The organism is Nostoc sp. CALU 546, assembly GCF_048836525.1.
This window is the reverse complement of the sequence record NZ_JAWJTF010000074.1, coordinates 1-11,958: the sequence shown is the minus strand read 5'-3', so window position 1 is coordinate 11,958 and position 11,958 is coordinate 1. Positions and strand designations below refer to the sequence as shown.

Here is an 11,958-nt window from a genome sequence, read left to right as displayed (position 1 = left end):
TTTAGCCTTGATGGTCAGTGGATTGTCAGTGCCAGCAATGATTCGACAGTGCGCTTATGGGATATTCACGGCAACCCCATTGGTCAACCTTGGCGCGGACATGAGTATTGGGTAAATTCCGCAGCTTTTAGCCCTGATGGTAAACTGATTGCCAGTGGTGGTCTTGATGGAACAGTCCGCTTGTGGCAGTGTGGGTGGCAAGAATGGTTGCAAGTTTGCTGTAACAGGTTATATTATCATCCCGTCTTTCAAAATCTTGAAAATGGCAATGATGTAGAAATTGCCCACGAAACTTGTCAAAAATATGTATGGAATCCACAATGCCCTAAACAGTTGAATAACCAAGGTGCAGCAAAGCTAAAAGAGAAAACTTTTTCAGCAGCTTTGGAGGACTTTAAGCAAGTAGTTCAAGTTAATTTCACATCGCACTGGAAAGATCGCCTTGCTTGGCAATCAGTACCCACAGAGAACCATTAACAATTCAAAATTCAAAATTAAAGACAGTTGGAGTTAGGGATTTAAACCCCAACTCAACTGATTTTGGCTGGAAACTTGCTCTGGGTCTACTTGTGTGTACACCGTAGCCTAAAAGGAGAGAGGAATGGAAGTGAGGTCAAAATTGTACTTTATGCTTGTCGAGAACCGCTATAGCGATGAAGTGACACTTCCCCCAGTATTTCCAAAAGCGATCGCTCCATAACTTCACTGACAAATTTATTTCCTTGCAAGTTGAGGTGAATATGGTCGTGAAACAAACCTTGCGGGTCGGTGGTTGAATTGAAGCTCGGCAAAAAATCTATATAGTTAATTTGCTGCGCTTTGGTAAAATCGCTCAAGCGCTGACGTGCTTGAAGTTCGTAATCACGGGGGCCTGGTTCACCAATTTCTCGCAGTAAGGGAGTCATAACAAGCAGAAATTGGCTGTTGGTTTGACGAGTCAGGGCTTGAATTTTAGCGATCGCCTCCAGATTAATCCCCACGCGATCGCCTGGTTCATTTTGCACTGCTTGCAGTTCAGGAATTGGCTTTTGCTTAACGATATAACGCTGCCACACTTCCATTAATGCCAAAGGAGGTTTACGATCTGGATAATTGCGATCGCGTCCTACTGGTAAAGATGTGGGAGGAGTTGCAAACAAATCATCAGTATTAATTAATAACACCACTGCTTGCGCGTTAAAATTGCCAAACTTCTCCAAATAAGCTAATTCGTTCCTTGGCCCCCAAGAGTTAGCTGAAGCATTTAGCACTTCTACTCCCTGGTAATTACTATTAGTGGATGACGCTAGAGAACGCATCATCAAACTAGATATTGTATTAGTCTGATCTGTCCACCAGCCACCGTTAGCAATAGAATCACCCAGCAGTAAAACTCGCAGTTCAGAAGATGCAGGTATCTTTTTTATCGGACTACCCCGCATAGAATACTCATTAATTTCAATGCGATTACCAAAACGACGGGTACGTTGGTTAGGAGCTAATAAATAACCAATCTGTTCATCGCCAATATAAATCAGGGGATTACCAAAACCAAACAGCGATCGCAGTCCGATCTCCACTACTACAAACAATCCCACAACCACCGCCGCAATTACGATCAGTGCCACTTTCACTACCCACAACCTTTTATACACATTTGTCAATTGTCATTGGTCATTTGTCATTTGTCATTGAGTATTGGGCATTGGGCATTGGGCATTGGGCATAGGAAGTTAGAAATAGAAGGTTTAGGCTCAAAGTTGAGCTTCCAAAGATGAAAGTTACGCCATGTGCGACTTTATCTCAAACCTAACCCCCAACCCCTTCCCTACAAGGGAAGGGGAGCAAAAATCAAAGCCTCTCTCCTAAAAGGAGAGAGGAATGGAAGTGAGGTCAGAATATTTAAGTTGCACATCGCGTAAAGTTGAGTTTGTGAACTACCCGATGCCCAATGCCCAATGCCCCATTCCCCATTTCTCATTCCATTTTGTATAAATCATACTTATATCTCTAGAGAAGTAAGTAATTGTGGGGTTTTAAAAATTGTGAAGGTTAAACAAAATAGTATTAGGAATTTAACATTATCCGCAAATAGAAGGACTACAATCAAAACGGACAAATGTTTCATGCTCCAACAACAGAGGATTACAAAGCTATGTCCGACTTAAATCGAGGAATTATGAAATTTGAGGGTGCAGATTCCCCAAAAGTAGTCACCATCTCTACCGTGTTGCTTTTGGGATCGATCGCTGCTCTCATAATCTGGGCGCTGCAAGCTGCCTATGCGCTAAACTAAAACCATTAGTAGCCTAGAAGGACACTTGTCTTAAACGGTTTCCGTGGTAGCCAAGTGTCCTTAAAGAAGAATACAGAATCCAGAATTCAGAAGTAAAACAGGCTTGACGGCTAGTTTGAAAAGCTAGTTTGTGTAGTTGAGAAACTTAAAATATCCTGTCTGCATAAGGAGTCTAGTATGATTACTATATTCTATTTATCAAATATTCTCCTGAATTCTGACTCCTGAATTCTGACTCCTGAATTCTTTTCAATAAAAGCGCCCTAATCACCATCAAAAATTTCAGAAAAACTTTAGATTTGAGATTTGAGGTTTTAGATGGAAAATTTAAATCTAAAATCCAAAATCCAGAATGTTTGAACCTTGGGGTGTCTTAGTTATTTTAATTATCTGCCCCCTCTTGGGCGGATTACCCCTGATTGCATGGATTACTTACGCCCTGAAGCGTAAGCAATTATCACAACTGGGTACAAAAAATATTAGTGTATCGGCTGCCTTTTATCATGGCGGTAAATTTGTCGGAATTCTGGCAGTCTTGTCAGAGGCTTTGAAAGGAGTTGCGGCAGTCTTACTCAGCCGCGTTTTCTTCCCAGATGGCTCGTCTTGGGAATTAATTGCTCTAATCGCTCTGGTAATTGGTAGATACTGGATAGGCAGAGGGGCAGGTACGACAAATGTTGTCTGGGGATTTGTCGTACATGATCCACTGGTGGCAATATTTGTATCTTTCTTTGCAGGTATTAGTTTTACAATTCTGCAATCCAGAAAGGTAGTTAAATTTGGAGTTTTACTGCTCTTTCCTCTGTTTGTTACCCTGCTGCACCTGAACGATATCCCCAGAATGCTTGCTGCTGTCGCTTTAGCTGCTTTAATGGCCTGGATTTATACCAGAATTCCTGATGATATGAATCTGCCAGCCCAAGAGGCACAAACAGAATCGCAAGCGATGTTGGAATTTTTACGCGGCGATCGCACAATGGTTTCTTTAGATGAAGAGTTGAATGCTGCCATCGTCGGAGAAAAGGCAGCTACGTTATCTCAAATTAAGCGCTGGGGCTATTCAGTTCCGAAGGGGTGGGTACTCGCCCCAATTGACGATCCCCAAGGGTTGACAGAATTTCTCCAGCCATCAGAATTATCCCCCTTGGTGGTGCGTTCCTCGGCTATAGGAGAAGACTCAGAAAACGCTTCCGCCGCTGGACAGTATGAAACAGTTCTAAATGTTACCAGCCCAGAGGCATTACAAGCAGCGATCGCTCAAGTTAAAACTTCTTATAATCATCCATCTGCTGTTCAATATCGGCGCGATCGCGGCTTAAATGATACAGCAATGGCTGTGTTGATTCAACAACAAGTTCAGAGTGTATATTCTGGTGTCGCTTTCAGCCGCGATCCCATTACCCAGCAAGGTGATGCGATCATCATCGAAGCCCTTCCAGGCAGCCCGACGCAAGTCGTTTCGGGAAAAGTCACACCAGAACAATATCGAGCTTTTGTGGTTGAAACAGGAAATTCTTACTCTATACAATTAGAGGGTGAAGGACGAGTCCCACAAGGATTGATCAAGCAAGTTGCATACTTAGCCTACCGACTCGAAAAACGTTATCATGGCACTCCTCAAGATATTGAGTGGAGTTATGACGGTCAAACACTCTGGGTGTTGCAATCTCGACCGATCACCACTCTATTGCCCATGTGGACACGCAAAATCGCCGCTGAAGTGATTCCCGGAGTAATTCACCCCTTAACATGGTCAATTAATCGTCCCTTAACTTGTGGAGTTTGGGGAGAACTGTTTACTTTAGTTTTAGGCGATCGCGCCTTGGGGTTAGATTTTGCCGAGACAGCAACTCTGCACTACTCTAGAGCCTACTTTAATGCATCCCTCTTAGGAGATATTTTTCTCCGAATGGGACTGCCGCCGGAAAGTCTGGAATTTTTAACCAGAGGAGCTAAATTAAGTAAACCGTCCTTGCAATCAACCTGGGAAAATTTGCCAGGACTAGGGAAGTTGCTGAAGCGGGAATTAAGTTTAGAAAAGGATTTCAAGCAGGATTATCACAAACGCTTCATTCCTGGTTTGTCACAGTTGGCACAGGAAGATATAGATAACTTGGAACCAGCCAAGCTGTTGGCAAGAATTGATTTTATTCTGGAGTTGCTACGTCATGGTACCTATTACAGCATTTTAGCTCCCTTAAGTGCAGCCCTGAGACAGGCGATTTTTCGGGTAAAGGATAGCCAGATTGATAACAGTGTTACCCCAGAAGTAGCGGCATTGCGATCGCTCAGTGCAATCGCTACAGATGCCAAGCAGGTATTGCAGGAATTTGAGCCACAGCAGGTATTTGAGCAATTAAAGCAAACCCCAGAAGGAGAAAAGATCCTAGAAGAATTTAACGAATTGCTTCAGGATTACGGCTATTTAAGTGAAGTGGGAACTGATATCTCCGTTCCCACTTGGCGGGAAAATCCCCAGATGATCAAGCAGATGTTTGTGCAGTTAATGCAGGGGAACGAACCACAAGCAGGGGCAAAAGATGCGATTAATAGTATCTTTGCTGTTAAGCGCAAACGTTCTTTTGTGCAACGCCGTGTAGATATCAAAGGGCGAGTTACCGAAGTTTATTCACGGCTTTTAGCTGAATTGCGTTGGAGTTTTGTCGCTTTAGAAAAGGTTTGGTTAAAGTCCGGCTTACTCAGAAAAACAGGCGATATCTTTTTTCTCAACTTTGATGAAGTGCGGCGTCTAGTTGTGGATGAAGATGCCAGCTTAATTGAGCAGTTAGATGAGTTAGTGGAATTTAGGCGATCGCAATTTGTGCAAGATAGCGAGATTATTCAAATACCCTTTTTAGTCTACGGCAATACACCTCCTCATCCCTTAACTCCCTCTCCACTGTACTCTGACCAAATTTTACAAGGCATTGGAGCCAGTCACGGGCAAGCCGAAGGGAGAGTAAAGGTGTTGCGAAACTTACAAGACATTCCAGAGATTGACCGAGATACGATTCTGGTAGTGCCTTACACAGATTCCGGCTGGGCGCCATTGTTATTAAGGGCTGGAGGATTAATTGCCGAAGCTGGTGGCAGACTTTCTCACGGTGCGATCGTTGCTCGTGAGTATGGAATTCCCGCTGTCATGGATGTTCGAGGTGCTACATGGATTTTGCAAGATGGTCAGCGGGTACGGATTGATGGGTCTAGAGGTATTGTGGAATTATCTAACGATTTAAGACCCGAATGATTACCACTTCTCTGAAAAACTTGCCTGAAGAGTCGGTTTCTCACAATCCTGAAATCAAAAAAAAGGTAATGCTACGCTTCGGCGATTTACCTCACCTGACTAACTTTTCTCAAGCACGTTTTGCTCCCGGACAAACCGCACCAGCACACGCGCATCAGGATATGTGTGAAGTATTCTTTGTGGAAGCTGGTTCAGGAGTAATTCACATTGATGGTAAAGAATACCCCCTACTACCGGGAAACTGCGTAGCCATAGAACCAGGAGAAGTACATGAAGTTGTCAATAGTGGCTCAACTGAGCTTGTTTTGACATACTTTGGTTTACGAGTGGAAATATCAGCTTAAAACGCTACATCACACCAATCTGAAAAATCTGGTTTGGGGTGAGATTCAATTCGGAAAAAGTTTGAGAAATAATGCGATCGCTATCTCGAAACTTACTTATCTGATATTCTCCATCAATTAAGTTACAGACAGAAATTGTCGGTTGTTTAGGATTGCCAATAAAATTACGTCCACCCAAGCCAGCATAATCGACAATCCAGTATTCCGAGATACCCATCTCTTCATAGTCAGCGTATTTTAAATAGTAATCGTCCCGCCAGTTGGTTGATACAACCTCAATTGCCAAAGGTATCGATGCACCCAAACTCACGGTAGATTGTTTTTTCCATAATGGTTCGTTTGGCAGGTTTGCACGATTTAGCACCAACACATCTGGGAAGTAACCAGAATCTTTTTCAGGAGGTCTAACTATAGCTTGGTTAGGCATGAAGTAGGGTAATCCTAAACGTTTGATTTCAACAGGAATTTCGATACCTAGAAATCCTTTTACTTCTTCGTGTTCCCCTACTGGTTGCGCCATCTCAACAATGTCTCCGTTATGTAGTTCGTAGCGTACCGCTGAATTTTCGGGTAGCCAATCGACGAATTCCTCAAAGGTTACTAGCTTGGGTATAGCTTGAGTCATGGCTTTTGAGAGTTTTTGCTTTGGAAATATTATCTCTAATCTAGGGGACTGCGGATAGATTTTCCAGATGGAAGTTGAACGCATTTTCATCCCAACTCGCTACACCGTAGCGGTCAATATCATGTAACCTTGTATCTAAATGGTGAAGCTGTCAAGCTTCAAAAATACAATATTTTGCGATCGCCCAAAGGGCACTGCACTCCGCGCAATTGCACCGCAGAGCTAAAACTAGTACCGCACGGCGTAAATAAGCCACCCATCTTAAACGTCTGAAACCCTTGCAAACAATTAATTACGAATTACGAATTACGAATTACGAATTCCGCCTTCCGCCTTGCGGTACTAGGGGCAAATAACTTTTAAACTAACTTGGAATTTTATGAAAGCAGTTGGTATTGACTTAGGTACAACTAATTCCGAAGTGGCGATCGTCGAAAACGGACAGGTGCGAGTATTGCCAGGTGAAGATGGCGACTTGATTTTACCTTCCTGTGTGGGATTTAGCGATACAGGGAAACTACTGGTGGGACGCGAAGCCCTCCGTCAGTATGCAGCGGCTCCTGAACGCACTGTCAAGTCAATTAAGCGCTGGATGGGAACTGACCATAAAACCACTTTTGGAGATAAAGAATACTTACCTCATGAAGTTTCCGCTATTATTCTCCGCGCCCTGAAACAACGGGCTGAGAATGTTTTAGGCGAAACAATTACCCAAGCTGTGATTACGGTTCCAGCTTATTTTACAGATGCTCAACGACAAGCAACTAAAACTGCTGGTGAGATCGCTGGTTTGGAAGTACTGCAAATTATCAATGAACCCACGGCGGCGGCTTTAGCTTATGATTTGCGCTCCGAAGAGACAGAACGAATTGTAGTTTATGACTTGGGAGGTGGTACTTTTGACGTGTCGGTAGTTGAAATTACGGGCGAAGTCACCGAAGTATTAGCTAGTCATGGTAATAATCGCTTGGGTGGAGACGATTTCGACAGGCTTTTGCAACTCCATTTGGCGGAGCTATTCCGCAAACAGCATGGGGTAGATGTGCCTGATGATGCCGCAACCCAAGCGCGTCTCCTGAGAGCCGCAGAGCAGTTAAAAATTGACCTGAGTTCCCATGCCTTTGCTACAGTCCGGGAAGCATTTTTAGGTAGTAAAGGTAAAACTGCACTACATCTAGAGACAGAAGTAGCGCGAGCAGATTTTGAAAAGTCGATTCGCCCACTATTAGAAGAAACCCTAGAGGCAATTGACCGCGCCCTCACAGACGCTAACCTGGAAGCCGATGAGATTGATCGGATTATTTTAGTTGGTGGTTCTACACGCATTCCTTTAGTGCAAGAAATGATCGCCGAGCATCTGGGACAAACTCCCACTGATGGCATTCAACCAGACCTTTGTGTAGCTTTAGGAGCAGCTTTGCAAGCGGGGGTGCTAGTAGGTGAATCTGTGGACGCCATTCTTGTAGATGTAATTCCCCATTCCCTCGGCATTGCTGCGGCTGTGCCTACACCAATGGGTATTATGCCAGGTTACTTTAGTGTGATTATTCCCCGCAATAGCGTTGTTCCCGTTTCCCGCTCTCATGTTTATTCCACCTTGTTTGATGAGCAAGACGCGGTAGAAATCGAAGTTTTCCAAGGTGAAAATGCGATCGCCGAAGAAAATGTTCCTCTGGGTTCCTTTAGAGTGGAAAACTTACCACTCAAACCAGCAGGAGGGATTCAAGTTGAAGTTCACTTTGACTTTGACCTGAATGGTATTCTTACCGTCACCACCACCGAGAAAGGCAAAGGACAACAAGGGACGCTAGTAGTAAATAATGCAGGAATACAGAAACTTTCCAGCCATGAATTGAAGCAAGCAAGGGCAGATTTAGAAGCATTATTTGAAAGTGATGAAACAATTGAAATCTCCGCAGAAGATTCAATCGAGTCTGTAGAAATCACTCCAGAATTGGCAGCACTTTTAGATGGCGCAAGGCAAGCACTTCTTACTGTAGACGAAGAACAAGCTCTTGAATTACAAGACTTATTAGACCAGATTGAAAATGCGATCGCTGACAATAGCGCAGAATTAACTCAGTTACAAACAGAACTGGAAGATTTTCTTTACTATATCAGCACTAATGAATAGGGAATAGGGAATAGGGAATAGGGAATAGGGCATGGGGCATGGGGCATGGGGCATGGCAATTATTGAACATCTATATGAAGCAACTATGAAATGTCCTGTCTGTGGAGCAATTTATCGTCCAACAAAAGGTAGTAGGGAAACAGGGAAAAATGAGGGAGACAAGGAGACAAGAGAGATAACCAATGCCCAATGCCCAATGCCCAATGCCCCATCCATAACTTGCAAACGCTGCAAGGTAGACTTATCTGATTTATTCTCTCTGCACGACCAAGCTATTTGGGATCACAGAGAAGCGCTGTATTTATTATCACAAGGACGTTATTCTGAAGCAGCAATGCACAATAATCAAGCTATTGCTTTGTATTCCAGCAATGCAGACTTCCATGCCTTAGCGGGAAAACTATGGGCATTACAAGGAGAGTTTCGAGAAGCGATCGCATCTTGGCAACAAGCACTCAAATTTGATCCAGAAAATGCGATCGCTTGTGATTGTCTGCAAATGATCCAGTTAATGGCAAAAAATAATCAGACTTAAGGGACTACCAAAGAATAAAACAGGAGTCAGAATTCAGAATTCAGAATACTCTACCCATAAAAGGATAGAGTTTTAAGGCGAGAATATTTTAATGCCCAAAACAGTAGTCATGTGAGAAGAGAATAGATCCCCAGTTGGCGCTTGAGGGTGAGCGATCGCACTCCAAGCAAGTACGATTGCGATCGTCATCATACTGACTAGCACAAACTGAATTATCGAATGGAGGAAGCGATTAAATAGGAACCAATACTTGTCGGGTTTTGGGGAAAAGGGTAAGGGGTAAGGGGAAAGAAAAAACCTTTAACCTTTTCCCAAAACCCAATTCCGAGTTCAAAATGCTTATCCGAGAAGTATTGAAACAGGAACATATTCCAACCACAGCAAAACCTCGCACAAAGAATGATAATTGATAGCAAAAAATACTGTTATCATTCTTTCAGCGAGTAAATGCCAAAAGCCTTGTTATGTAAGCTTTTAAGGCTAAAGCCTCTGCTGTTAACTACTTCTCAAGAAACATCTTTTCTTCCGTGATTGCCTCTACCGTACCAGCGCAATAACACTTGTGCTAGTTTCTGGGGATTGTGACGTACAAAACCCGTTTCATCTTCATACAAAACATTAGCTGGAACAATTCTTCGCCCTAGCTGAATTACGGCTTCTCTATCGAGGAAAACAGGATGGGAGTTTTGTTGAGCGTAGCGGATGAGTGATTGCTCTGATGGCGATTTTTTATGTATTAATACAGCATCGAATAGCCGCCTTTCTCCACAAGCAGCATCAATTGCTCTGATGTGATCGGCAACAGTGTAGCCTTCAGTTTCACCTGGTTGAGTCATTATATTGCAGATATAAATACGGGGGGCATCTGTTTGAGCGATCGCATCGGCAATTTCTGGTACTAGTAAATTAGGAATCAGGCTTGTATAAAGGCTACCTGGCCCAATAATAATGTAATCAGCTTCTTTAAGTGCCTTAATAGCTGCTGGTACCGCCGGAGGATTAGCTGGAATGCAGCCAATTTTGACAATTTTACCGCCAGCTTTGGGAATGCTAGACTCCCCGTCAATACGACGACCATCGGCTAATTCTGCCCAGAGGTGAACATCACTGAGAGTAGCTGGTAGTACTTGTCCCCGCACTGCTAGCACTTTAGAACTGGCTGCAACTGCTTGTTCTAAATCTCCAGTAATATCACTCATTGCCGTTAAAAACAAATTGCCAAAACTGTGACCCGTTAATCCATCTCCAGCCCGAAAACGGTATTGAAACAATTCTGTTAATAACTTTTCTTCATCTGCTAGTGCAGCCAAACAATTGCGAATATCCCCTGGTGGTAAGACTCCAAATTCTTGGCGCAATCGTCCAGAAGATCCACCATCATCGGCTACAGTTACAATCGCAGTAATATTAGCGCTGTAGGTTTTCAATCCCCTCAACAACGTAGAAAGTCCTGTACCACCACCAATTACTACTATTTTCGGGCCTCGGTACAATCGACGATGAGCCATCAAGACATCAATGAGTTCCTCGCCACCTTCTGCTCTCAGTACCTTAGTAATTGAGCCTACGGTGCGAGTTTGCCCCCAAAGCACCAACAGCAAACCACCAAGCAGCACCAAAGGGCCACTGATATAGTTGGGTAGGATGTTGGTGATTACTCCTAGGAAACCCCTAACCAACTCGATCATCCAAAAAATTGGGGTCAGCTTAATCCAAATCGCTAACCCCAAACTCGCCAGCAGTACACCCCCAACACTGATCAACAACCAACGTTTTACCGATAGTCCAGGGGATAACCATTTGAACCACTGGTTAACCCGATAGGAAGTACGAGAACGCGACTGCTTTTGCAGGGCTTTGAGGGCTTGTCTAAGAAAACCAATTGACATACCTGATTCGGAGCAGTGCTACAAACAATAATTAACAGAAAATGTACACCACTTGGTTTAAAACCCTAGGCGTGAAACTATTATATTTGTCAATCCCATTAGACTTAAGAGCAAGTGGTCAAGATTGCCAGTATTCCTAGTTAAACAATACCCTGGTTTGGTAAAAGTGAATTTGATGGAAAAACGAATTTTAGGGTTAGATCCAGGACTAGCAATTTTAGGATTTGGGGCAATTAGCTGCATACAAAATCCCAAAAAGGTGCAAGAGACTACAGTAAATATGCTGGATTTTGGAGTAATTAAAACATCGGCAGATGTAGAAATGGGACAGCGCCTATGTACCTTATTCGATGATTTACACACCGTGATGGAGGAATTTAAACCGGATTTGGTTGCGATCGAGAAACTATTCTTCTATCGTATGTCAAGTACAATCCTGGTTGCACAAGCGCGGGGTATAGTCATTTTGGTATTGGGTCAGCGTCGTCTTCCCTATGTAGAATTTACTCCTGCTCAAATTAAACAAGCTTTAACAGGATATGGCAATGCCGATAAGTCGGAAGTGCAAGAAGCGGTGGCGCGGGAGTTGGATTTAGATGAGATTCCTAAGCCTGATGATGCTGCGGATGCTTTAGCAGTGGCTTTGACGGCTTCTTATCAGTTGTAGGTGTTTTTCAGGAGGTCGAACGCAAGAGCGTGTCGTAAACAAGGCAGGAGGAACCCACCCTTACTCATAGTGGGAGTGAATATAGGACTCATATTTGATTTGGTGAAAAAACTCAGTACAACTAAGAAGCCTTCTTGACTGTTGCCTATTCCCTATTGCCTGCCTACGCAAATTAGTTCAGAAATCAAAGCGGATTCTTATATATAGCTAAGTACTGAGTAAAAATCCAGTTGTTTCAGGAC

Annotated in this window: 11 protein-coding genes; 7 read left to right on the top strand and 4 right to left on the bottom strand. The window is 43.4% G+C overall.

Annotation, left to right across the window (positions count from 1 at the left end; translation table 11 throughout):
* Positions 1–477 (top strand): WD40 repeat domain-containing protein (locus tag RRG12_RS28635; RefSeq protein ID WP_420761507.1); only part of this gene is annotated, 477 nt, incomplete at its 5' end.
* 149 nt (positions 478–626) lie between these two features.
* Here RRG12_RS28635 and RRG12_RS28630 read toward each other — a convergent pair.
* Entirely contained in the window at positions 627–1,613 is a 987-nt protein-coding gene (locus tag RRG12_RS28630; protein ID WP_420761531.1) for an SGNH/GDSL hydrolase family protein, read from the bottom strand.
* 485 nt (positions 1,614–2,098) lie between these two features.
* Between RRG12_RS28630 and RRG12_RS28625 the strand changes: the two genes are divergently transcribed.
* The 3 genes from RRG12_RS28625 (at position 2,099) to RRG12_RS28615 (ending at position 5,866) form a co-directional block, all read left to right on the top strand.
* Entirely contained in the window at positions 2,099–2,275 is a 177-nt protein-coding gene (locus RRG12_RS28625; RefSeq protein WP_176727114.1) for a hypothetical protein, read from the top strand.
* Positions 2,276–2,627: 352 nt separating this feature from the next.
* The gene (locus tag RRG12_RS28620) at positions 2,628–5,522 is read left to right on the top strand and encodes a glycerol-3-phosphate acyltransferase (RefSeq protein ID WP_420761506.1); all 2,895 of its coding nucleotides are present in this window, start codon (positions 2,628–2,630) and stop codon (positions 5,520–5,522) included.
* Positions 5,519–5,866, top strand: a complete 348-nt coding sequence (locus RRG12_RS28615) for a cupin domain-containing protein (protein WP_069072789.1) — start codon at positions 5,519–5,521, stop codon at positions 5,864–5,866. Before RRG12_RS28620 ends, RRG12_RS28615 begins: the two co-directional genes overlap by 4 nt.
* Before the next feature lie 4 nt (positions 5,867–5,870).
* Here RRG12_RS28615 and RRG12_RS28610 read toward each other — a convergent pair whose 3' ends face one another.
* Positions 5,871–6,491 (bottom strand): Uma2 family endonuclease, encoded by a 621-nt coding sequence (locus tag RRG12_RS28610; protein WP_420761505.1) that lies wholly within the window; start codon positions 6,489–6,491, stop codon positions 5,871–5,873.
* A 379-nt stretch (positions 6,492–6,870) separates the two neighbouring features.
* On the opposite strand from RRG12_RS28610, the gene RRG12_RS28605 reads away from it, so the two are divergent.
* Both RRG12_RS28605 and RRG12_RS28600 read left to right on the top strand, forming a co-directional pair.
* Complete coding sequence (locus tag RRG12_RS28605; protein WP_420761504.1) at positions 6,871–8,625, top strand: Hsp70 family protein; 1,755 nt, start codon at positions 6,871–6,873, stop codon at positions 8,623–8,625.
* Positions 8,626–8,656: 31 nt separating this feature from the next.
* Positions 8,657–9,160, top strand: a complete 504-nt coding sequence (locus RRG12_RS28600) for a tetratricopeptide repeat protein (RefSeq protein WP_420761503.1) — start codon at positions 8,657–8,659, stop codon at positions 9,158–9,160.
* Positions 9,161–9,232: 72 nt separating this feature from the next.
* Here the strand turns inward: RRG12_RS28600 and RRG12_RS28595 are convergent, their stop codons facing one another.
* Positions 9,233–9,364: a hypothetical protein gene (locus RRG12_RS28595; RefSeq protein WP_420761502.1), complete on the bottom strand. Its 132-nt coding sequence runs from the start codon at positions 9,362–9,364 to the stop codon at positions 9,233–9,235.
* A gap of 302 nt (positions 9,365–9,666) precedes the next feature.
* Positions 9,667–11,049 (bottom strand): gluconeogenesis factor YvcK family protein, encoded by a 1,383-nt coding sequence (locus tag RRG12_RS28590; RefSeq protein WP_069072786.1) that lies wholly within the window; start codon positions 11,047–11,049, stop codon positions 9,667–9,669.
* 175 nt (positions 11,050–11,224) lie between these two features.
* On the opposite strand from RRG12_RS28590, the gene ruvC reads away from it, so the two are divergent.
* Positions 11,225–11,716: a crossover junction endodeoxyribonuclease RuvC gene (gene ruvC / locus RRG12_RS28585; protein WP_069072785.1), complete on the top strand. Its 492-nt coding sequence runs from the start codon at positions 11,225–11,227 to the stop codon at positions 11,714–11,716.
* Positions 11,717–11,958 lie beyond the last annotated feature (242 nt).